Source organism: Ignavibacteriales bacterium, from assembly GCA_026390595.1.
In the GTDB taxonomy this organism is placed as follows: domain Bacteria; phylum Bacteroidota; class Ignavibacteria; order UBA10030; family UBA10030; genus UBA9647.
Window position 1 is genome coordinate 211,772 of sequence record JAPLFQ010000005.1, and the last position, 23,004, is coordinate 234,775.

The 23,004-nt window shown below is 53.2% G+C and carries 23 protein-coding genes; 20 read left to right on the plus strand and 3 right to left on the minus strand.

The genetic code is table 11. The features are described from left to right. Positions 1 to 85 precede the first annotated feature (85 nt). From rpmH to NTU47_01610, 19 genes are all read left to right on the plus strand, one after another. The gene (rpmH, locus tag NTU47_01520) at positions 86 to 232 is read left to right on the plus strand and encodes a 50S ribosomal protein L34 (GenBank protein ID MCX6132466.1); all 147 of its coding nucleotides are present in this window, start codon (positions 86 to 88) and stop codon (positions 230 to 232) included. Positions 233 to 247: 15 nt separating this feature from the next. After that, entirely contained in the window at positions 248 to 655 is a 408-nt protein-coding gene (gene rnpA, locus NTU47_01525) for a ribonuclease P protein component (GenBank protein ID MCX6132467.1), read from the plus strand. Next, a complete protein-coding gene (gene yidD, locus NTU47_01530) occupies positions 652 to 867 on the plus strand; it encodes a membrane protein insertion efficiency factor YidD (GenBank protein MCX6132468.1) in 216 nt (71 codons plus the stop codon). The genes rnpA and yidD overlap by 4 nt, the downstream gene beginning before the upstream one ends. Before the next feature lie 24 nt (positions 868 to 891). Then, positions 892 to 2,685: a membrane protein insertase YidC gene (yidC, locus tag NTU47_01535; GenBank protein MCX6132469.1), complete on the plus strand. Its 1,794-nt coding sequence runs from the start codon at positions 892 to 894 to the stop codon at positions 2,683 to 2,685. A gap of 131 nt (positions 2,686 to 2,816) precedes the next feature. Beyond that, a complete protein-coding gene (gene mnmE, locus NTU47_01540; GenBank protein MCX6132470.1) occupies positions 2,817 to 4,229 on the plus strand; it encodes a tRNA uridine-5-carboxymethylaminomethyl(34) synthesis GTPase MnmE in 1,413 nt (470 codons plus the stop codon). A gap of 31 nt (positions 4,230 to 4,260) precedes the next feature. Next, a complete protein-coding gene (gene mnmG / locus NTU47_01545; GenBank protein ID MCX6132471.1) occupies positions 4,261 to 6,177 on the plus strand; it encodes a tRNA uridine-5-carboxymethylaminomethyl(34) synthesis enzyme MnmG in 1,917 nt (638 codons plus the stop codon). 48 nt (positions 6,178 to 6,225) lie between these two features. Beyond that, on the plus strand, positions 6,226 to 6,990 hold the full coding sequence (rsmG, locus tag NTU47_01550; protein MCX6132472.1) for a 16S rRNA (guanine(527)-N(7))-methyltransferase RsmG: 765 nt from the start codon (positions 6,226 to 6,228) through the stop codon (positions 6,988 to 6,990). Then, entirely contained in the window at positions 6,987 to 7,694 is a 708-nt protein-coding gene (locus NTU47_01555) for an N-acetylmuramic acid 6-phosphate etherase (GenBank protein ID MCX6132473.1), read from the plus strand. Before rsmG ends, NTU47_01555 begins: the two co-directional genes overlap by 4 nt. Before the next feature lie 9 nt (positions 7,695 to 7,703). Then, a complete protein-coding gene (locus NTU47_01560) occupies positions 7,704 to 7,946 on the plus strand; it encodes a hypothetical protein (GenBank protein MCX6132474.1) in 243 nt (80 codons plus the stop codon). 17 nt (positions 7,947 to 7,963) lie between these two features. Beyond that, positions 7,964 to 8,683, plus strand: coding sequence for a DUF2461 domain-containing protein (locus NTU47_01565; protein ID MCX6132475.1), 720 nt, complete (start codon positions 7,964 to 7,966; stop codon positions 8,681 to 8,683). A 169-nt stretch (positions 8,684 to 8,852) separates the two neighbouring features. Next, positions 8,853 to 11,261 (plus strand): endopeptidase La, encoded by a 2,409-nt coding sequence (lon, locus tag NTU47_01570; GenBank protein MCX6132476.1) that lies wholly within the window; start codon positions 8,853 to 8,855, stop codon positions 11,259 to 11,261. Positions 11,262 to 11,325: 64 nt separating this feature from the next. Further along, complete coding sequence (dnaX, locus tag NTU47_01575; GenBank protein ID MCX6132477.1) at positions 11,326 to 13,134, plus strand: DNA polymerase III subunit gamma/tau; 1,809 nt, start codon at positions 11,326 to 11,328, stop codon at positions 13,132 to 13,134. 217 nt (positions 13,135 to 13,351) lie between these two features. Then, the gene (locus tag NTU47_01580; GenBank protein ID MCX6132478.1) at positions 13,352 to 13,936 is read left to right on the plus strand and encodes a TlpA disulfide reductase family protein; all 585 of its coding nucleotides are present in this window, start codon (positions 13,352 to 13,354) and stop codon (positions 13,934 to 13,936) included. A 15-nt stretch (positions 13,937 to 13,951) separates the two neighbouring features. Continuing rightward, complete coding sequence (locus tag NTU47_01585; GenBank protein MCX6132479.1) at positions 13,952 to 14,503, plus strand: cysteine peptidase family C39 domain-containing protein; 552 nt, start codon at positions 13,952 to 13,954, stop codon at positions 14,501 to 14,503. A 159-nt stretch (positions 14,504 to 14,662) separates the two neighbouring features. After that, positions 14,663 to 14,971, plus strand: a complete 309-nt coding sequence (locus NTU47_01590; GenBank protein ID MCX6132480.1) for a hypothetical protein — start codon at positions 14,663 to 14,665, stop codon at positions 14,969 to 14,971. Between the two features lie 69 nt (positions 14,972 to 15,040). Next, positions 15,041 to 15,577 (plus strand): hypothetical protein, encoded by a 537-nt coding sequence (locus tag NTU47_01595; GenBank protein MCX6132481.1) that lies wholly within the window; start codon positions 15,041 to 15,043, stop codon positions 15,575 to 15,577. Between the two features lie 31 nt (positions 15,578 to 15,608). Further along, on the plus strand, positions 15,609 to 16,274 hold the full coding sequence (locus NTU47_01600) for a YIP1 family protein (protein MCX6132482.1): 666 nt from the start codon (positions 15,609 to 15,611) through the stop codon (positions 16,272 to 16,274). A gap of 24 nt (positions 16,275 to 16,298) precedes the next feature. Then, on the plus strand, positions 16,299 to 17,084 hold the full coding sequence (locus NTU47_01605) for an N-acetylmuramoyl-L-alanine amidase (protein MCX6132483.1): 786 nt from the start codon (positions 16,299 to 16,301) through the stop codon (positions 17,082 to 17,084). Positions 17,085 to 17,129: 45 nt separating this feature from the next. Beyond that, on the plus strand, positions 17,130 to 17,912 hold the full coding sequence (locus NTU47_01610; protein ID MCX6132484.1) for a hypothetical protein: 783 nt from the start codon (positions 17,130 to 17,132) through the stop codon (positions 17,910 to 17,912). A gap of 56 nt (positions 17,913 to 17,968) precedes the next feature. On the opposite strand, the gene NTU47_01615 is transcribed toward NTU47_01610, so the two are convergent. After that, the gene (locus NTU47_01615) at positions 17,969 to 18,178 is read right to left on the minus strand and encodes a dodecin family protein (protein MCX6132485.1); all 210 of its coding nucleotides are present in this window, start codon (positions 18,176 to 18,178) and stop codon (positions 17,969 to 17,971) included. Between the two features lie 660 nt (positions 18,179 to 18,838). On the opposite strand from NTU47_01615, the gene NTU47_01620 reads away from it, so the two are divergent. Beyond that, positions 18,839 to 19,864, plus strand: coding sequence for a PorV/PorQ family protein (locus NTU47_01620; GenBank protein ID MCX6132486.1), 1,026 nt, complete (start codon positions 18,839 to 18,841; stop codon positions 19,862 to 19,864). 23 nt (positions 19,865 to 19,887) lie between these two features. On the opposite strand, the gene NTU47_01625 is transcribed toward NTU47_01620, so the two are convergent. Both NTU47_01625 and NTU47_01630 read right to left on the minus strand, forming a co-directional pair. After that, a complete protein-coding gene (locus NTU47_01625) occupies positions 19,888 to 20,715 on the minus strand; it encodes a hypothetical protein (GenBank protein ID MCX6132487.1) in 828 nt (275 codons plus the stop codon). A gap of 67 nt (positions 20,716 to 20,782) precedes the next feature. Continuing rightward, positions 20,783 to 22,984, minus strand: coding sequence for a CHASE2 domain-containing protein (locus tag NTU47_01630; GenBank protein MCX6132488.1), 2,202 nt, complete (start codon positions 22,982 to 22,984; stop codon positions 20,783 to 20,785). Positions 22,985 to 23,004 lie beyond the last annotated feature (20 nt).

Below are 23,004 nucleotides of genomic sequence, written 5' to 3' on the forward strand. Positions count from 1 at the left end.
ATTACAAGATCCTTGTATTCGCGATCAAATTGTCTTACCTTGTAAAGCTTTGTAATAGTTCAACGAAATCTCGCGGAGTATCAACGTGAAACGAACCTACCAGCCACATCAGCGCAAACGGACAAATAAACACGGTTTCAGGGCGCGCATGGCCACGAAAAACGGGCGAAAAGTTCTATCGCGCCGCAGGGCAAAAGGGCGCCGCCGTCTTACCGTGAGCGACGAGAAGTAAGATTCGCTACAAACCGTGAAACCGCCTCGCGCATCCCTGAAGAAGCAAGAAATCCTCCGAGGGTACCATACCTTTTCGCGAGTGATTACAGAGGGGAAATCTCTGCAGCAAGGCGTCGTCAGGTGTTTCTTTTCACCGGCGCCCAGGCCACACAACTCCGTGCGGATCGGTTTTTCTGTTAGCCGAAGCGTGCGAAACGCGGTCGAACGCAACCGCGCACGACGGTGGATGAAAGAGGCGTACCGAAAAAACAAGAACCTCCTCATCGATTCGCTAGTGCCAGCACAAAAGTCCACGGACATTGTCTTCATGCTGCGCGTGCGGGGGCGGTTGTCGCGAATGGAAAACGCCCGCGCCGCAATTGATCAGGCAATTGTAGCTCTCCTGAAAGAGCTCCATCATCACCTTTCCGAAAAACCATGAGACGCCTGCTCATTTTTGTCATCCGATTTTATCAACTACTCGTCTCACCACTTCTTCCATTTAACAGCTGTCGCTTTTCTCCGTCCTGCTCGCACTATGCCGAGGAAGCCATTGCGAAACATGGCGTCCCCAAGGGAGGCTGGTACGCGCTGAAGCGGATCGCTCGGTGTCACCCTTTTCATAAACACGCGGGCTACGACCCGGTGCCGTAATCCACATTGTTGTAGGGATACTCAATGGATCGTCAATCAATACTCGGCTACATCCTCATCTTCGTCCTCCTGGTTGTCTGGATGTGGATGAACTCTCCGAAGCAGACCCAGCAACCGCAGCAGCAGAAAGCGGTCGCAACGCAGATCGCACCACAAGATTCTTCAAAACGCGTGGACACGCTTCGCGTTCAGCAGAAAGAAAACACACAGGCAGACCCGCTTGGAAAATTTTTCGCTGGTCGGGACAAGGGTGTCGATCGCACAATCAGGATTGAAACCGACCTCTACATCGCGGAAATCGCGTCAAGAGGCGGACTGATCAAGCGGTGGGAGCTGAAAAAGTACAAAACGTGGGATGGTCACCCCGTTCAACTTGTTGATCTGAAAAAAGGGGGAGACCTGAGTCTGTTGTTCGCAACGTCGGACGGCCGCTTGATCAACACGCGGGATTTGTACTTCGACGTGGGCGACAACGGCTTCAGCGAACATGTGGTTGGAGCAGGTGAAGAGTATGACTTGCAACTGGTGCTGCCGGTTGTTGGAGGAGGGCAGATCAGCAAGACGCTGAAGTTCAAGAACGGGGAGTACGGCGTTGGGTTTGACGCGAAATTCATAAGAACAGCTAGTGTGGTCGCGAACTTTGAATACCAGGTTATCTGGGAAAGCGGATTACGATACGCCGAGCAAAACAGCATCGATGAGTCGAGCTTTTCAGCAGCCTACGCTTATGCTGGAAAAGAGCTGACAGAAATAGATGCTGCGAATTTTGACAACCGGCCCGAGAAAAACATCACAGGAACGGTCGACTGGGTTGCGATGAGGACAAAGTATTTTGCCCTCGCACTCATGCCGACGGAAAAAACAAGCGACGGAGCATATCTCGCCGGTTCGCGGGCACAAGCGCCGGACAAGGGCGCCGTAGAAGCCTACAGCATCGCAGTGAAAATGCCCTTCAAGGGAGGGGCGGAAGAAGGGGCCTCGTTCAGGATTTTCTTTGGACCGGCCGACTTGAGCTTGTTGAAGATGTACAATATTGGATTGGACAAAATTGTCGGGTTGGGATGGACGTGGCTCATCCGGCCGATCTCGGAATACGTCTTGCTGCCGCTCATGAGCTTCATTCATTATGTCGTGCCGAACTGGGGGCTCGTCATTGTCGTCTTCTCGATCATCATCAAAATTGTCCTGCACCCGCTGACGCGGAGCAGCATGCGCTCAATGAAGAAGATGCAGGCGCTGCAGCCCCTGATGACCGAGATAAAAGAGAAGTATAAAGATGACCCGCAGAAGATGAACCAACAGGTTTTGAATCTGTATAAAGAGTATGGCGTGAACCCGGCGGGCGGATGTCTACCCGTCCTGCTTCAATTTCCAATCTTGATTGCGTTATACAATGTGTTTCGCGCAACCATCGAGTTGCGCCAAGGGAGCTTTGTCTGGTGGATTACGGATCTTTCGATTCCCGACCGGATAGCTACCCTTCCATTCGAAATCCCGTTTTTCGGTATTCGAGACGTCAGCGGGTTGGCGCTGCTCATGGGTATTACGATGTTCGTGCAACAGAAGCAGACGGTGAAGGATCCGCGACAGAAGGCGATGATATGGATGATGCCGGTGATGATGACGCTGCTCTTCAACAGTTTTCCATCGGGACTGAACCTCTACTATTTCGTCTTCAACGTCCTTTCTATTGGGCAGCAGATGATCATCAATCGCCAGTCAGACGATCAGCCGCTCCGAAAAGTCGAACCGAAAAAGAAGAAAGGGGGAGGCATCTTCGCAAGACTCGGCAAGGACCTTCCCAGGCTGAAGAAATAAAAGAACAAGCATTTCCGAAAAAGCCCCGCCGGCAAACCGGCAGGGCTTTTTTGTTTATAGACGCGCGGTTGTATGTCGGTCGGTGATTTTGTACATTCCCCTTCTTCTCCCACGACCCTCAAGAGATGACCATGTCCATTATCCACGAAGCAGACACCATCGCCGCGGTCGCGACACCGATTGGGGAGGGGGGCCTTTCCGTTATCAGAATCAGCGGGGATGACGCGTTTCGAATCGCTGATCTTGGATTCAGAGGAAAACGCTCACTCTCCGAAGCGCCATCCCACACCGCCCACTACGGGAGATTCGTCAACGAGAAAGGGGCGCTGATCGATAACGTGGTTGGCTTGGTCTTCAGAAACCCCCACTCATACACCGGAGAGGACACCGTAGAACTGAGCTGCCATGGCGGCCAGTTTCTCGTAAAACAAATTCTGGAGGCGGTGATTCGTTATGGAGCCCGCGCAGCGCAAGCCGGCGAGTTTACCAAACGCGCATTTCTGAATGGCCGGATTGATCTCACGCAAGCCGAGGCCGTCGCGGATCTGATTCGTTGCCGCTCTGAGCGCGCCCACCAATCGTCATTGGTTCAACTCAACGGAGCCCTATCGGAGAAAATGAATGGGCTGAGGGGTCAGCTGATAGAAAGCCTGGGGTTGCTCGAGTTGGAATTGGATTTTGCCGAAGACGGGTACGAGTTCACAGAAAAGACCAGGGTGGCCAACCAACTCAAAGGCCTGATCGCGCAGGTAGACGAACTCATCGCCAGCTACCGGGTCGGAAAAATCTACCGGGACGGGGTCCAGGTTGCCTTGGCTGGAGCCCCCAATGTTGGGAAATCGAGCTTGCTCAACGCCTTCTTAAAGGAAGAGCGGGCGATTGTCACAAGCCTCCCGGGCACGACAAGGGACATTATTGAAGAGTCCCTTTCGCTCGACGGAATCCTGTTCATTCTTTCCGACACGGCTGGCCTCAGGGAAACCACAGATCCAATTGAGCGAGAGGGAGTCAGAAGGGCCGAAGAAAAGCTCAAGAGTTGTGACATTCTACTCTTAATGCTGGACAGAACAAGGCCGCTTAATCCGGCCGAAGGCTCATCAGCCATCAAGCTCATAGCAGAGGTTGAGGCAAGGGGTGCTACCTGCCTGCTGGTGATCAACAAGGTCGACATTGCGCCCCACCCGGGAGACATTTTTTCTAGTATGTCCGAAATTTTCTCGAATCACCCCGTGTTAGAGATATCAGCAAGGACACTCTTGGGATTTGACAGGCTAGAGGCAGAACTTGTGAGGCTTGCAACCGGAGGATCGACGGCAACGAGTGAAAGCGGTGTCATGATCACCAACGCGAGGCACTTTTCAGCCCTCAAGAAGGTTAAGCGGAGCCTGGAACTGGCTCTCGAATCTACGCTTTCGCGAAGGAGCAGCGAGTTTATTGCCTTGGATCTTAGGGTTGGGCTTGATGCTATTGGAGAGGTTGTTGGAATTACAACAACAGAAGACATTCTGAATTCTATTTTTGGCAAGTTCTGCATAGGCAAGTAGAAATCGTTTCACGTGGAACACTCAGTGAGAAATGCTTGATATTAAGACAAATACCGACATTATAGTCGTTGGCGGAGGGCACGCCGGCGTTGAGGCATCGCTGGCTGCGGCCAGGATGGGGTGCCGCGTTCTCATGATAACAATGAGCAAAGAAGCCATTGGCAGGATGTCGTGTAACCCGGCTATTGGAGGCACCGCAAAGGGGCACCTGGTTCGAGAAATTGACGCTCTCGGCGGAGAAATGGGGAAGATCGCAGACGCCACCGGGATTCAATTCCGACTCCTGAACCGGTCCAAAGGTCCAGCCGTTTGGAGTCCAAGGTGCCAGAACGATCGAGAATGGTACTCCCGTGAGGCAAGAAAACGACTCGAGTACCAAGGCGGTCTGTCAATACTTGAAGATTCAATTGAGAGCGTTGAGACTGTAGCTGTGCCAAACAGCAGGCAGAGGAAAATTGTCGGAGTTGTAACCAAGTCCCGGTCCAGGATTCCCTGTAAAGTGGTAATCCTAAGCGCTGGCACGTTTCTTCGCGCCCTGATGCATACAGGATTGAAGAACCGCGAGGGTGGGCGGTACGGAGAGGCGGCATCGAAGGGGTTGACCGAGAATCTCGCAGATCTCGGAATTGTCAGTGGAAGGCTTAAGACGGGAACGCCACCACGCATCGATCTCTCGACTCTTGACCTCTCAATGACCGAGGAACAGCACAGCGACGATCCACCACAGACGTTTTCTTATTCGACGAGGGCAATTACCAATCGACTCATCCCGATGTATCTTACGTACACCAACCCGGAAACCCACCGAATACTCAGGAAGGGGTTCGATCGGTCCCCACTTTTCACGGGGGTCATCAAAGGGGTTGGTCCAAGATACTGCCCGTCCATTGAAGACAAGGTCGTACGGTTCGAGGAGAAGGAGCGCCACCAGATCTTCCTTGAACCAGAGGGATACGATACAAACGTTGTTTATGTCAATGGATTCTCGACAAGCCTTCCCGAGGAAGTTCAACTTGAAGGATTGAGATCGATCATCGGTCTTGAAAAGGTCAGAATGTTGAGGCCCGGATACGCCGTGGAGTACGACTATTTTCCACCGCATCAAGTCAAGCTTTCCCTGGAGACAAAAAGAGTTGACGGCCTTTTCTTGGCGGGCCAGGTAAACGGGACCTCCGGCTACGAAGAAGCGGCTGCGCAGGGGCTGGTTGCCGGCATAAACGCCGCTCTTCAGGTGAAGCACCAGGATCCATTCATACTCAAACGATCCGAAGCATACATTGGCGTGTTGATAGACGACCTAGTCAACAAGAGCACGGATGAGCCGTACAGAATGTTCACCTCAAGAGCGGAACACAGACTGGTGTTGCGCCAGGACAACGCCGACCGCCGGCTCATGAGAAAGGGGTTCGACCTTGGGCTGGTCGAAGGCTTGACGTTGGAAAGGCTTAAGAAAAAAGAGGAATTGACGGCGGAGTTCATTGCCTTTGCCGGCCAATTTTCCCTGTCGCCTGAAACCGTGAACCCGTATCTTGAGAGCGTCGAGGAAGTCAGACTAGACGAGCGAGAACGATTGTCAAAACTCCTGAAACGAACCGGGGTCAGGTTGGGAAAGCTACTCGAACTAGACTCGCTGTCAAGTCAAGCGATCTCCCGCAAGCTCTCTGAGGTGACGGACTCCGGACTGAGGGCCGAGATCATAGAACAAATCGAAATCGATCTGAAGTACGAAGGATACATTCAGCGTCAGATCGAGCAAATTCAGAAGTTTGACAAGTTCGAAGATCAGAAAATCCCGGTCGATTATGACTATTCGAAAATAAAATCACTCTCTGCCGAAGGAATAGAGAAATTGAGCAAAGTGAAACCCGAGTCCATTGGACAAGCTTCTCGCATCAGCGGCGTTACACCGTCGGACGTTTCGATCCTGATGGTGTCCCTCCGGGGATAGCTGTTTCACGTGGAACGACAACCGCAAGTTGTTATAAATCAACAGGTTATGGAAGCCGCACACCCAAAACAGTGGATCGGTAAGATCTGCGCTCAGAATGGCCTTCGTTTAAGCGACGAGCAGCTGCAATCAATCGAGTTGCTCGCAACGCTTCTGCTCGACTGGAACAAGAAGATCAACCTGGTTTCCAGACGGGACGAAGAAAATTTTTGGACCAGCCACATCCTTCATTGCCTTTCTCTTCTGTTCAAGGTTGACCTTCCGGCCGATGCAACCATCCTGGATCTTGGTACCGGCGGAGGGCTTCCCGGTCTTCCGCTGAAAATCGCGCGGCCGGATCTTTTGTTCACACTTCTTGATTCTACTCACAAAAAAATAAATGTTGTTAACGATATCATCGCAGTGCTTGGCCTGAGAGGAATTAACGCCGTATGGGGCCGCGCAGAGGAACTCAGCAAAACAAAGGAGCACAATCACCGCTATGATATTGTTGTCGCTCGCGCTGTCGCTTCGTTGAAAGATCTTGTCCGATGGTCGGAGCCGTTCCTGAAAACGGGCAGCACAACAACATTGCCGACCGCCGCCATCGCGGGTGATCAGACAAGAAGAAGGATGGAGAAGCCCACGCTCATTGCGCTCAAAGGGGGCGACCTCAACGGAGAAATTGAGCAAATACAAAAGCTGCCGCAGGTAAAGACAATCACCGTTCTAGATCTAACGTTGAAAGGCTCCAGTCAGTTTGACGGGAGCGAGAAGAAAATTGTGCTGGTGGAAATCACGGGTACCCCAAAGCAGAAAGCAGACAGACAGTGACGGACGAGAAAAAACTATTTGAACAGCTCACCCGGCTTAGCACAGAACAGCGCAATCCGGCCAGCATGGATATCGACGCGCTCTCAATTGAGGATGCTCTCCGCATCATAAACTCGGAAGACAAAAAGGTCGCGCTGGCCGTCGAGGTCGAGCTGCCGTACATCGCGAAGGCAGTCGAGCTTGTGGTGCGCGCCTTCAAAAACGGGGGGCGGCTGTTGTATGCGGGAGCGGGGACAAGTGGACGCCTAGGCGTCCTGGATGCCGTCGAGTGTCCGCCGACCTATGGTGTTCCATTCGAGATGGTCCAGGGAATGATCGCCGGCGGGGAAAAGGCGATGTTCCGCGCCCAGGAGGGGGCGGAAGACAAAGAAGAGAATGGCGCGCGGGATATCGACGAGAGAAAAGTCGGAGAACGGGATGTTGTATGTGGAATAGCGGCAAGCCTGAGAACTCCATACGTCATCGGGGCGGTGAAGCGAGCAAAACAGTTGGGAGCAAAAACCCTCTATGTAACCACAAACCCCAGAAGCCGGATGTATTCGCCGGAATTTGCGGAGATTGCGCGGGTCCTTGATATCGCGATTTGTCCGGAAGTTGGACCGGAAGTTATTATGGGTTCAACCAGGATGAAGTCCGGGACAGCGCAAAAACTCGTGCTCAACATGATCACGACAACGGCAATGGTGAGGCTGGGGAAGGTCTAAGAGAACATGATGATAGATCTTCAGATGACGAATCTGAAACTCAAGGAGAGGGCAAAAAGAGTGGTGATGACGATTACGGGGGTTGAGTACGAGCAGGCCGCAGAGTATCTGGAAAAGGCAGATGGACACGTAAAAACGGCGCTGGTGATGATCAAAGCCGGGGTTGGCAAGGACGAGGCCCGGCTGCGGCTGGAGAAAGCAGACGGGTTTGTGCGAGCCGCCATTGAAGGGAAAGAGTACACATCATTGTAGAGAGCGAGGCATCGAAAATGGTAGCAGCAGGAAAAATCTCCCTTTCAGACGTAGAATTCTACCCCCCCTTCGAAGGATTTCCGCGGGAAGGAATTGAGTTCATGAAACGCCTGAAGCGGAACAATAACCGGCCATGGTTTGAAAAACATAAACCGGATTATGAGTCTTTCGTAAAGACTCCAATGCAATCCCTCATTGTGGCGCTCCGACCGCACTTTGAGCGATTCGCGCCTGAGTTCGACATCAATCCCAAACGGTCCATTTTTCGGATCTATCGGGATGTACGTTTCAGCAAAGACAAGACGCCCTACAAAACGCACGTCGCAGCGCATTTTGTGCTACGCGGCAAACCCAAAGGCGTTGAGGGATCAGGCTACTATCTGCACATCGAGCCAGGCGAGATTTTTCTCGGTGGCGGCCTCTATATGCCCGACGGTGACCAGTTGAAGAAAATCCGCAGCGCAATTGCAGACAAACCCGAACGGTTTCTCTCCATTGTTCAGCATCAGCGATTTATAAAGATCTTTGGAAAACTCGAGGGGGCAAAACTCCAAAAAGCGCCCAAGGGGTACGAGCCAGATCATGCCATGGCGGAATGGCTCAAGTACAAACAATTCTTTGTCGGAGTGGAGTGGCCGGTGTCAAGGTGCCTGAAGGAAAAGTTTGTACCGGAGATCGCATCTGTGTTCGAAGCGGCAACGCCGCTTTTGCGATTTCTCAATGAAGCGGTGAGCTAGAAAGATTGCGCCACCAGACCCTCATGCTCAAGAAGCTTTTCCGGCGCCCAAACCGGCGGGGAGGTTACCTTGCTTCTCCCTCCATTTGTGGGTATATTTTGATTACTTAACGTCCCGATGCCCGGGACTCTTTTTGTTTTAGGGACAGACAACGAAGTGATGAAGGATTATGACCGAAACACCAGTCAAATTTAGCGACCCCACCATAGAAACAATAGACAACATTCCAAGAACCCTGCCGGTATTGCCCCTGCGCGATGTTGTTTTGTTCCCCTACATGATTTTTCCGGTCCTGGTGGGGCGGGAAAGCTCTCTCAAAGCGGCAAACGAGGCGTTGGAGCGTGGAAAAAACATTTTCCTGGTTGCGCAGAAAAGCGCTTCGGTTGACGAACCCACGTCGGACGACGTCTATGTTCATGGCACGGTTGCGAAGATCATTCAGATGTTGAAGCTTCCAAACGGCTTGATGAAAATCCTTGTGGACGGGACGGTGCAGGCCACGGTGAAGCGTTTCCTGCCGACGACAGCATACCTTGAGGCTGAAATTATCATCAACGACGCAGAGGTACCGTCGGGGCACGACATTGACGCCCTTGTGAGGCACGCGTCGACACTGTTCCAGGAATATGTAAAACTGAGCCGGAACGTCCCCCCGGAAGTGCTCATGGCGTTTGAAGGAATCAAAGAGCCCCCCCGGAAACTGTATTATATGGCGGCAAATCTCGTTCAGAGCGTGGACGTGAAGCAGCGCATCCTTCAGACGCAGCATCTCCGCGAGCAACTCTACGAATTGTCGAAGATCCTCACCACCGAAATTGACATTCTGAAAATCGAGCGGGAAATCGACACGAAGGTTCAAGACAACATCCAGAAGTCGCAGCGGAAGTTCTTCATCCAGGAACAGATCCGCATTCTGCAAGACGAGCTTGGGGATGATGAGGCGTCCCCTGAGCTGGCGAAACTGAAAGAGCAACTCCAGAAGGCAAAGATGCCAAAGGAGGTCGAAGAGAAGGCGATGGAGGAGTTCAACAAGCTCAAGAAGACCCCCCCGATGTCACCCGAATTCACCGTGACGCGGAATTATCTCGACTGGTTGATCGCCGTTCCATGGATGAAGCGGACGAAGGACGACCTTGATGTCGAGCATGTGAAACGAATTCTTGACGAGGACCATTTTGGACTCGAGAAGCCAAAAGAGCGGATACTGGAACACATCGCTGTTCTGAATCTCGTGAAGGAAATGAAGGGGCAGATCCTCTGTTTTGTTGGACCCCCGGGTGTCGGGAAAACCTCTCTGGCAAAGTCTATTGCCCGGGCGCTGGGGCGAAAGTTCGTGCGCATTTCTCTGGGCGGCGTGCGCGACGAGGCAGAGATCCGAGGTCACCGGCGGACGTACATTGGTTCCATGCCGGGCAAAATCATTCAATCCATGAAGCGGGCGGGCGTCGTGAACCCTGTATTGCTGATGGACGAAGTGGACAAGATGAGCATGGATTTTCGCGGTGATCCCTCTTCAGCGCTCCTCGAGGTTCTGGACCCCGAACAGAACAACACATTCAGCGATCACTATCTCGACGTGGACTACGATCTTTCGAAAGTGATGTTTGTGACGACAGCAAATGTCCGGTATGCGATTCCACTGCCGCTCCAGGATCGCATGGAAATTATCGAGCTCTCCGGATATCTTGACTATGACAAGAGAGAGATCGCGAAGCGCCACATCCTTCCGAAACAGCTTGCAGCGCATGGATTGACGGAGAAACTGCTGAAATTCACCGATGAATCCATCGACAAGATCATCAACGAGTACACACGGGAGGCGGGTGTACGTAACGTGGAACGCGAGCTTGCGTCGGTGTGCCGAAAAGCCGCGAAGGAAATCGTTCTCATCAAGAGAAAAAACGGAACGGCAAAACACAAACGCAAAACTGCCGCCGGCATTACGGTGACCGGAGAAATGATCGAGCGATACCTCGGTGTACCGAAATTCCGCAAGAAGGAAGCCGAGCGCGAACGCCGCGTGGGTTCTGTGACCGGCCTGGCCTGGACGAGTGTGGGGGGCGACATTCTCAACGTCGATGTGACCATCATGAGCGGTGCACAGAAGCTGACACTGACAGGCCAACTGGGAGAGGTGATGAAAGAGTCGGCGCAGGCCGCGTTGAGCTATATCCGGTCTAACGCAAAGCGTTTCGGCATTAACCCGGAATTCACAAAGGGAAAAGAGATTCACATTCACCTGCCGGAGGGAGCGATTCCAAAAGACGGCCCATCAGCCGGTATCACCATGGCGATGGCGATCATCTCAGCAGCAAGCAACAGGCCCGCCCGCAACGATGTTGCGATGACGGGTGAAATAACGCTGCGCGGCAACGTGCTCCCGATTGGGGGTCTCAACGAAAAACTTCTCGCAGCACAACGGAGCGGAATCAAAACCGTCATCATACCAAAAGAGAACGTGCAGGATCTTGCCGAAATTCAGGACAAAGTAAAAGAAGGATTGAAGATCATTCCCGTTGAAACAATCGAGGAAGCAGCAAAACTCGTATTTACGGCGAAAACAAAGAGAACCCGATAATACACGCCGAATGCGGCGGCGGCGATTTCCCTTTTTCGACATTACTTCTTAAGTTCGGTTCAACATGTCCTACCAGGTTACAGCCCGTAAGTGGCGACCGTTAGTTTTTGAAGACGTTGTCGGTCAATCGCACGTGACCAGCACGCTGCGCAATGCGATTGCGTCGAAGCGCCTTGCCCACGCGTATATTTTCAGCGGTGTGCGCGGTACCGGCAAGACAACAACCGCGCGGATTCTCGCAAAGGCGATCAACTGTCAGTCGCCGAAGGATTCCAACCCGGACAATGAATGCGAGATCTGCAAAGAGATCACGGCTGGTCGAAGCCTGGACGTCATCGAAATCGACGGCGCCTCGAACCGGGGAGTGGAAGAGATTCGAAACCTCCGGGAGTCGGTACGGTATACGCCGGCGCGCGGCAAGTACAAAGTCTACATCATCGATGAAGTACACATGCTGACAAAGGAGGCGTTCAACGCGCTCCTCAAGACGCTTGAAGAACCCCCTGAACATGTTGTTTTCATCTTTGCGACAACAGAAGTCCACAAGATTCCAATGACAATCCTGTCGCGTTGCCAGCGATTCGATTTCAGGCGGATCTCAATAGAAGAGATTAGCGGCAATCTCCAAAGCGTTGCACGCGGGGAAGGGGTGACGATCGACGAGGAAGCCCTCATGGTGGTGGCAAAAAAGGGGGACGGATCGCTTCGCGATGCACAGAGCATTTTCGATCAAATCCGCGCCTTCTGTGGAAATGAGATTACCGTTGCCGACGTCCTGAAGGTCCTGAACGTAGTAGACCAGGAGCTGTTCTTTAAGGTTACCGATCTCATCAAGAACCATGATGCCCGCGGCGGCATTCAACTGGTTGATGAAATCGTCAAAGGCGGATACGATCTGCGCGAGTTTCTTGGAGGATTGTCGGAACACCTCAGGAACCTCCTGGTTGTGTTGACAACAGAGGCGACAGAGCTTGTGGAGACTTCCGAGCCGTATCGAAAGCGTTACAGAGAAGAGGCAACACGCTTCCAGCAAAATGACATTCTCCGCCTTCTGAAACTGGTGAACGAACTCGAGCAAGCGATCCGATGGTCGCCGCAACCGCGCTTCAAACTGGAAGCGGGACTTCTGCAGATGATCAAGCTGGAACGCTCGGTGCAGATTGACGCGTTGCTGGGTCAGATTGATCAGTTGAAAAAAAAACTTAGTCCAGGCCGGGAAAACAGCAGCGGACAGGCGGCAAGCACGCGGACTCCGCAAGACGACGATTCCAGCACAGAGCTGAAGGTTGTCGGGCAGGTCAATGCCGGGAAGTTGCGCAGTGCGTCGAATATTTCGTACGGCGACGCCCCCAGGGAGTTCACATCGCAGAAGGCCGCTCTTCCAGCGATCCTTACCTCTCCTGTACAGGCCCCCCTAGTACACGAGAGCCCTTCCGTGGAAACAGGACGACAAGCAGAACCTATGCGCAAAATCACCGTGGAGGAAGCGTTCGAGCAATGGTCTCCATGGGTAAGTGAAGTAAGAAAGACGAAAATTGGTATTGGCACACTTCTGGGCGGGAGCCACATACTTGACATCGAAGACGGCGCAATGCGCATCGGCTGTCCCGACGATTACCACCTCTCATCGCTCAAACGGCATAAAGAATTTCTCACCGATTCTTTTCATAAAGTCACCGGAGTCAAAATCCGCATCGAGCCCGTCCTGAGTTCCAAGCCCGGTAACGGACATGGAACGCAGCAGACGGGCACAACAACGCAGTCACCCACCATTCCCCAAACGACCGATCAGAATCATGGAAACAATGGAGGCGGAGAACACCCCGTACTCCAGGCTCTTCGCCGCGAACTCGGGGCGGAGCCGGTCGAGTAAACGTCTGACGTTTGCTTCAATACTCTTTCTCCATTTCCCCTCGTTGTTAGTTCGCTATCACCCCATCTTCTTGCCAAGTCATTCTCCGTAGAATTTCCGATTTATTCCGTCAGAATCCTTGACACTGGTTTCCTGATTTATTAGATTGCCGCAGACGCCACGCACCGCACTCTCCGCGGACTTCCCGACATGTGATTCGCAAGCAGAGTTCTCCACCGTGTCCACGCCTCAAAGAACAGAAAACAAGAGTCAAGACGCTGACCGTGCTGCCGCGGGAAAACTCCCGGCGGCAATCGGGCTTGCGCTTCTCGTGTGCCTGCCCGCAGCTTTCGTGGTCGGCATTCTTCATACGAACAAACCACACCTTCTTGCCCCCGGTGATCAAGCTCCGGCCCTGACCGTCATCGACCTTGATTCAAGCACAATTCACCAGATCGGTTTCAAAGGTAAGCCAGCGGCCCTGCTCTTCTTCAGCGCCGATTGTCCCCACTGCCTGCGCGAAATCTCCAACTTCGATCGATTGAACAGACGGTTCGGAGATACGATACGATTTCTTGCTATCTCGACGAGCAGCAAGTCCAAGACATCAGAACTTCTCGGCGTCAACCAACTCGACATACAGACGGTGTTGGACTACAACCAGGCGGGATGCACCGACTTTGGTGTTGACATTGTTCCAGCCCTCTTTCTTGTCGGCGCCGATGGAACCATCATCTACGGCGAGTCGGGGGAGAAAAGCCTTGGATCCCGAGAGCAGCTATTGCTAAAACTCTCGAATACGACAACGCAAACAAAAGACTGACGGTAAAAAGAAAAAATGCACGGTAAAGCCGCAATAAGCTTCAGCGTTGTTGGTTTTCTGGCTGTCGGATTTGCGGTTTCGTGGAAGCTTGCAAGCGGAAGCCCGCCAACTGACGCGGTGAACCATCCAGTCGGCGAATCCGAAGTCATCTATCTTGGATCCAACGGCGTCGCGTTCCAACAGCGGACAAATGATTGTGGTTTAGCGGCGCTGGTAATGGTGCTCGACCATCACGGCATCAAAACCTCGGTGGGAGAGCTGGCTCGTAAGGTCCAATGGCAGCGCAAGGGGACGAGCATGGCGACCGTGAAGGAGTTGGGACAGTTGTGTGGTCTTGAGCTCTGCGGATGGAAGCTCGGGTTCAAAGATCTTTCGGGTACGCCGTTCCCGCTTATCTTTCTCGTTGAGGATAATCATTTCATCGTAGTGGACAGCGTAGATAGAAGGGGAAATCTGTTCGTGCGAGATCCCTCTGTCGGAAGGTTAAGAATTCCGAGTAATAAGATGGCGGATCGATGGCGGGGACAGGCTCTTGTGTGGTGCGGTGAGGGGCGACGATCCGATTAGAGTATTGAGAAAGAGAATGAAGTTGCTCGCTGGTCTATTGAGTGTAAACGATGATGAAGCGTCCGGCCGGCCCCCGGGCTCGACATCGGAGTTTACGCTCAACGGGCGGGCCGCAGCGAGCACTTAGATCAAGTCACCATTTTCCAGAAGGAGATAGAAATGAAAACGTCAATAATTGTAGCACTGCTCTCGGTTGGCATGCTTCTGCGGCCCCAACCGACGCACATTGCAGCCAACGTCGAAGCTTTCAACAACGCCGTGGTCGTTACAGCCACACAACAGGCAACACCACAAGCCCTGAACACAGCAGAAATGCAAGGCGCCGTTGGTGCCGGACTCACCGGCTGTTATCAAACAAAGGACGCGAGCGGCGATGTGTATGTTACCTGCTGTCTGGATTTGTGGATCTTTGCAATATGTGTCGCTGTCAATTGGAGTGCCGTCGAGAGGGCGATACCCTTCCTGTAGGCACGATGCCGAATTCGCCAGGGGCTAAGCCGAGAGCGGCTGGCCCCCGGCTTTGTTAGAAGGAGAAAGATGATGATACGACCTCGGTGTGTATGTGGTTCATTTCTGCTGTTGTGTGTTGCTGTCTCGGCAAGCGGGCAATTGCTCAACGGCGACGCACACTTTCCAATCATCAACGAGTTGCGATGGGAATCGACGATGAGCGAAGTGCAGAGTCTCTGCGAGCGACATGGCGTGGCCATGACAGCCACAGACAGCGCGATAGTCATCACGCTTCCGGTTCTCGGATTTGCGTCGCGCACGGAACTGCAATTCGATGAGAAACAAAAGACCTTGAAACTTGTCCAGGCAAAATTCGGCGAACCGACAAAAATCCTCGCAGATTCACTCACCAGCTATCTTACTCGAGCGCTAGGCCGCGGCCCCGTGCGGACAGCAAAGGAAAAGAGCCTGCTCATCATTACAGTCCGGATGGAAATGGCTCTTTGGAGAACGGCTGCGGGGATGGTGAATCTTGTAACAGCAACGCGGGGAGAGTCTCTCTTTAACGCCAGCCTGGTCCTCTTTCCCCCGACAGTGCAACAGAGCACCGGAGTAACGAAATAGTTGTAGCCCACAGGAACAGCGGAGGAAAAGCATGAGCACCCTTTCGAACATTCTTGTTGCACCATCAGACGCCTTCGAGGAAATCAGAACACGCCCCCGGTGGTTCCTTGCATCGTTGACGTGCCTGGTGACATTTTTCGTACTCGTATGGCTGGCCGGATGTTGGAAGAACGTGACAGACGGTTTCACGTTGTCATATCTTCTTGGGCCCGCCTTGATTTCTCCCATGATTGTTGGTATCGTCTCTCTAGGAAGTACGACGTTCCTTTACCTCATGAACATGGTGGTCTGGGGAGAAAGGGGAGAGGCGCCAGGGTTTAGGATGATATTCTCGCTCAACATTCACTGCGCGGCGATCATTCTCCTTGGCGAAATTTTCAACTTCCTGATGGTTCGTGCAAACGTTCTTGGTGATTCGGAATTCGCATTGCCGAATCGTTTTCCCGCCGGACTGGACCTTTTCTTCTTCATCTTTGGCAATCCAGGCCCGTATGCGACGATACTTCTTCACAGCACGAGCGTGTTCGTCCTCTGGTATTTGTTCGTGCTCGCGAAGGGGATGGCGGTTCTCACTGCATCAAGCAGGTTGAGATCCGGTCTGATCGCCGCCAGCCTCTGGTTCGTCGCAGTCGCAACAGCGATGAGCCTGGCATATGCAGCCGGAGGCGGAACGGTCATAAGGATTAGAATGGAGTGATTGCCAACATCCGAGGAGAAGCTCATGACGATCGAAACACGCACCCAGAGAACATGCCGGCGCTTCGGAATGCCGGCCGCCACACTAGCGCTTGCGTTGATTACTGCGGGTTGTAGCACGGGCGGACAACCTGCCGCACGCCATACTTCAAAGAAAGCCGTGGTTGTGTTTCAGCCATCTCATCAGAGCGATACAGGTGTCAATTTCAACGAGGCGGCCGTTTGCAACAGCATTGCGGAAGCAGCCCTGGCGGCGTCAACAGGAGCCGTGGAGGTTCATAAGGTGTGGAGTTACAATTCCGAGGGATTGCACCATGCCAGAGAAGGGAGCAACACAAAAGTCGACCACACGGCTATGATAGATTCGTTGGGGCGAATCTCGGGTTATGCATACGAGCTCCGGGAGACAAACAAATTGCGCCCCGATGTGTTTGTTGCTCTCCACAACAACGGCGCGACCAACCGGAATGCTTGCTGGGGGTACGTGCACGAAGGAGATGCGGGTGAAACGCAGAACAGGGAATTGGCCGGCGAGCTCGTGGCGGCCGTTTGCGAAGCTTCGGGCCTCGAGAACGGAGGAGTGCTTGGAGACAGTTCGCCAAACCGGAACGACTACAGATGCAAAAACTCCGGTAAGCTCTCATTTTACAGTCTTGATGAAAACATCAACTCGTCGCCGATCAGAGTACTTCTCGAGATCGGCGACAATAAAGTAAGTTTCGAATTATTGATGGATCCGGCGGTGCAGAAAAAAATCGGCGTGGCGATTCAGAAAATTATCGAACAACGATTCGGCAAAGCCAAACCCTGAGCATCAGTTCTCACGCCAGATCACAAGAGAACAACACCAAGCATTATGCGCATTGCTATTGTGCAAACGGACCCGGATTTCGGCACAACCGAACCCAACGTTCGGTCTGCAATCGAACTGATGGAAGGTTCGGCGGCAGACCTGTTTGTGTTGCCCGAGCTGTTCAACACGGGATACAATTTCCTGGAGCGACGGGAGGTGGAAGCCGTCGCCGAACAGGCGGACGGTCCGACGTTTCGAACCCTCCTGGACTTCGCACAGCGTCATTCATGCTTCATAGCATACGGATTTGCAGAGAGAGCGGGTGGTATCTACAACTCCGCTTCGCTCATCGGTCCAGACGGGCTGATCGGTCTGTATCGAAAAGTCCACCTCTTCGATAGAGAAACGCTTTTCTTCGAGCCGGGAGATCTTGGTTTTCCGGTATTCGATCTTCCGTTCGGGAGGGTGGGGATGATGATTTGCTTCGACTGGATCTATCCGGAATCGGCAAGAACTTTGGCACTCAACGGAGCGGAGTTGATTCTCCATCCCTCAAACCTGGTCCTGCCATATTGCCCGGACGCCATGATCACGCGCTGTCTGGAGAATCATGTGTTTGCGGCGACGGCCGACAGGGTGGGAAGAGAAAACCGGGGCTCGACGGATCTTCGTTTTATTGGGACGAGCGAAATTGTCTCGCCACGGGGAAAACTACTGGTGCGACTGGGAACAGATGAGGCGGGCGTTGCAGTCGTAAAAATCGATCTTGGGGAATCGAGAGAAAAGAAAATCAACAATCATAACGACCTGCTTGCAGATCGAAAGCCCGAACAATACAAGTTGTGAAAAAGGAAAGCCCGGCAGAGAACAGACCGGGCTTCGATACTCGCCATTCGAAGAGATCACTCGTCCAGCGTGAACCCCGCCTTCAGCGTAACCTGCCACTGAACCACCTTTCCTTCGTCGACCTGGCCCCGCGTCTCAAGGATTTGCAGCCATCGGATGTTTCGCACAGTCCTGGAAGCGCGCGCAACAGCGCTCTGGACAGCGTCTTCGATCGATGTGCTTGACGTCCCCGTCAGTTCAATGTGTTTGTAAACCCTGTTTGGCATAGGACAGCTCCTTTCAAATAGCTTCTTCTATAACAATGCGCCAGTCATCCGGATTTAATTTAGTGATTTCCACCTCGGGCACAACCCTTCTCGTAACTTAATCTACATCTTTCGTGATCCTCACATGAGTTGGCAGCATTTTCCCGGCGCACACATCGCAGCGCAAGGGAAGCGGCTGGAAGGAATCCGGTGTAACGAAGTCTTGCGACCACCGAAACAGATCTTGCCGCGTCACAACCCGAAAATCGGTGCGTTCAATAGACCGGCCGCAACGCTGGTGGCGGGCGGAGCAAAGACCCGAGAAGGAAGCATCCTGAATCTTGTTCATGAGGGTTCTTCCTGAGAGCCGCGAGAGGAGCGCCGTTCTTTCCGCGGCGACGGCTCCAAAACAGCAAGAGCTTAAGATTTTTTGGCGGTAAAATCAACAATATCCGCCGCGAGAGTTTGCCTCGGGGCGGCGGCTTGACAATCTCTGCGATTTTCCGTTATCTTCATGTCAGAAAGGGCACAAGAACATCGAAAATTGCTAGAGCGTGAGGTGGTGCGATACCAGCTTCAAGGCAAATCACTCTAGCAATGCATGCCTGCCGAATTCATTGCATGAGGGTGAATTCGGTTTTTTGTTTCATGTCCTTTCGCTGCAAGAAGACGGGAAACACCATGCGAAGATACGGGAATATTATTGCTATAATACTGGCGCTTCACGCCATCGTGGGCGCGCAAACAATCGCCAAATACGCCGGCGAGTTCATGGCAATTGGTGTTGGGGGCCGGGCGCTCGGGCTTGGCGGCGCGCACGTTGCCATGGTCAACGACGCGACGGCTGGCTATTGGAATCCGGCGGCGCTTGCTCGGATCAACTACCCCGAAGGCATCGTCATGCACGATGAGCGCTTTGGAAGCCTTGTGAACTATGACTTTGCCGGGGTGGCAATCCCGTATGGTCCGGATGCGAGCCTGGGATTAAGCGTCCTGAGGCTTGGCGTTGACGGAATCCCGGACACCAGAGATGCTTGGATCGACGGCAACGGCAACGGCGTTTTCGACAAGGCCGATCGTCTGGATTATGACAAGATCAGCTATTTCAACGCGGCAGATTGGGCGCTGTATTTCACGTATGCAAAACGATCGTCGAGAGAATTCAAGTACGGAGCGAACGTCAAAATTATCCGTCGCGACCTGGCAGATCAGTCTGCGACGGGTATCGGGTTTGATGTTGGGGCTCTCTATGCGCCAACCGACGACTTGTCGCTCGGCATAAACATCCAGGATGTCACGACAACACTCGTGGCATGGAGCACCGGGCGCAACGAACTTGTATCACCGACCATGAAAATCGGCGCGGCATATGGAATTGACGCTCTTAACGGCCGGTTCACACCGGTTGTCGATATTGATGTTCACTTTGAAAACCGCCGCTTCGCGTCCATCGCAAATCTCGGTCCGGTGAGTTTTGATCCGCATGCCGGATTGGAATTTGACTACAAGAAGACCCTGGCGTTGCGCGTTGGATACAACGACATCAAACAGCTCACTCTCGGAGCCGGACTTCATTTGCGTATGCTCGACGTCGACTATTCGTTTGCGAAGTTCGCCGCTGACGAGACCCTGGGGAACACTCATCGTATTTCGTTGCGGTTTATGTTGCAGGATGAAAGGTTTGTGAGAGCAGCGGCGCGGCAATAAGACCGAAGAACGTTTCGGATCGCCTAGCGCTTCCATCCGAAGCGACAATCCATTCCAACCCCATCAGCCGGCTTACGGAATCGCAGCGAGATTTCGTTTCCCGCCCTCTTTGTCCATACGTGCGACCAATTTGAACCGCTGCCGGCTTCGCAGACTCTTTTTCCTTTATGTGTTACCATCAACCCCAGACAGAGCAAGTCACCCTTGCTGCGCAGGAGGCTGTGTTTGACCGAGGTAAGCCCTTTGCCAAAACTCCAGCGAAGGACCGGTTGACGAAGGTCTCTTGACTCCCCCTCGAAAAGGCCCGAAACAAGCACGCCATCGAGTCTTTCGATGACCCCCGGGGTGACAACCCGGTCTCTGTACAACAGAGATGAAACCGTCCCCCCGCGCAACTCACCACCGTCAGGAATCACGATATCCGGCTGGAACCGAAGGTGATCGAGAACCCAGAGGTCCTCGTCATATAGCAACTGTCCGTAGAATTCGTGCACGAGCAGGTGAACGTGTTCTGGCGGACAGAATTGCTGAAGCGGGAGTTCAACCAGTTCGATCCGCCGGGAGACGCTCGCGGGGAGACGCTGAAAACGCTCCCGGGCGAGTCTTACCAGAAGAGGATTGTGCTCGACAGCGTACACCTTGCGCGCTCCCAGGCGAGCCAGCTCAACAGCAAAAAGGCCCAGTCCGCAGCCCCCCTCAACACAGACGGCGCCGCGAACGAGCTTTGCGTGAGAGCGAAGCAGTGACCGGTAGGAACGCGTCCGGAGCGAGTCATCGTAGATCGAGATGAACGCCAGAAGATCGTCAACCTCACGAAACCGCCGGGGCGAAAGCTGGTTGAGAATGTCCATAGAAAAAACAGAGCCGGAAAGGTGTCACTTTCCGGCTCTTCTCCTGTTGAGTTCGGACTTCTGCAGTCTATTTTGTTGTCATCACGAAGACGCCGGTCCAATCTGCAGGGGGCGGATTGAGTTGATAGAGATTCGCCCGCTGTTCGTAGATTTCCGACACCCGGCAGGTTGGATCAAGTTGCTTTGCCTGTTGGAAGTACGCGATGGCTTCCTGCCAGCTCCGTTCACGGTAGAGCCGAAGCCCTTCGTGATAAATTTCCAGCGACTGCTTTTGGTCGTCGGTCATGTGCATGTCGGCCGTGCCGAGCAGTTCCCACACCTTCACCGGCGCCGTCTTTCCTTTTACCTGAATGAGATCGAGTTCGCGAACCATCACCTGCCCCTTTACATGCTGGTAGGTGAAATCGCTGATCATGATACTGGAGCCATATTGCTTGTTTGCTCCTTCCAGGCGGGACGCGAGGTTGACGCTGTCACCGATAACAGTGTAGTCGAACCGGTCCCTTCCTCCCATATTGCCGACAATCATTGTTCCCGAGTTGATACCGATCCGGACCTCGAGAGCCGGTCTTCCTTCTTTCTTCCATTTCGGTCGCAACGCGGCGAGACGTTTTTGCATATCAAGCGACGCGAGGCACGTACGAAGGGCGTGGTCTTTTTGAGGGATCGGCGCCCCCCAGAAGGCCATGATTGCATCCCCCTCGTATTTATCCAGCGTTCCCTGATGGTTCAGAACGATGGTGGTCATTTCGTCGAGATACTCATTGAGTAATTCCACCAAACCTTCCGGCCGAGTGTAGAACTGCTCAGAGATTGTTGTGAAGCCGGCAATATCAGAGAAGAAAACCGTCAACTCACGACGATCGCCGCCGAGTTTTGCCTTTTCCGGGTTTGCGACGAGTTCATTGACGACCGCTGCGCTGATGTACTTGCTGAAGACGTTCTTGATCAGGGCTTTCTGCTGTCGTTCGGAGAGATATTGATAGACGGCAGCGCCGAGATAGGCGAGGACAACAGCCAGGCCGGGATACACAATATTGACGAGCGTGCTGTCGTTCATGAAAGAACGAACGGCGATCTCGAACACAGCGAACACCAGCAGCGCCACGATAGCGAGGGACGCAACCTCCAGCAGGGCGACAAAACGGACCTTTATCTGTCTGACCCTCAGAATCACGAGAAACGAAATAAGGGAGAGAAACACGATCAGGCCCAGCTCGAGGTTTGGATCAGCGCGGCGTATGTAATTCTGGTCCAGAACATTCTGTATCGCTGTTGCGTGAATCTCCACTCCGTACATCAGAGAAGTTCCATCGGGATTCAGTATGGGAATAGCGTGGTAATCGCGCTCTTCCGGCATCGTGGAACCGATGATGACAATCTTCCCCTTTAGAGCTTTGGGCACCTCGGGGTCGATATCGAACTGGTTGATGTCTGCTTCGACTTCCAGCTCTTCTTTCGTTTTGAACGTGGAGTCATCTATGACTTCCTGAAACTTCAAATACCGGAAGGTGCCGCTCGGGCCGTAATAATTAAGCATGAATGAGCGCCCGTCGATCGTGGGTATGACCCGGTCGCCGAGCACAAGGTTTCGACCACGAACATCCACCACAGCCGTGTCAGCGAGGTTCAGCGCGAGGTTGAGCGCCGCGAAGCCGAGCGTGGGCGTCAGAAAATTTCCAACGGCCATCATCGGATAATAGCGCCGAGCTACATCATCCCGGTCTTTCCCGGCGATATTGGTGAGGCCGACTCGCCGGCCCGGTTTGTAAAAGTAGTTGCCGTATGCCCGCTCCAGAGTGCTCAGCGTGTACTTCCCGCCGCCTGTAGACTCCTCACTTTTTGCAGCAAGCACAACATTGTTGTATTTGGTCATGACGTTCTCGAACGCCGCATCGGTAACGCTATCGCGCTTCGAGTCAAAAGTCACGTCAAGCACAACCCCAAGAACGCCGGCCTTTTCAAGGTTTTCAATCACATGCGCATAATATGAACGGGGGAACGGGAACGTCTCGGGAAGCGCTGTGAGGTCTTTATCGTTGATGCCGATGATTATGACATTGGCAAGGTTCCGATCCCACTGCTCACCGCCGCTCTTCTGCCGATCATATCTCTGTTGATAGCGATAGTCGGTGGTGAGGTGATCGACATTTTGAATAAACCCGGGATCCGCGACGCGGATGAGGGCGACAAGAATGCCAATCCCCAGTCCGATTCCGGCTTTAAGCAGAACAGGGAGGATGTTTTTTTTGAATGAGTAGGATGCCATGGACACCTTTCAGAAATCGA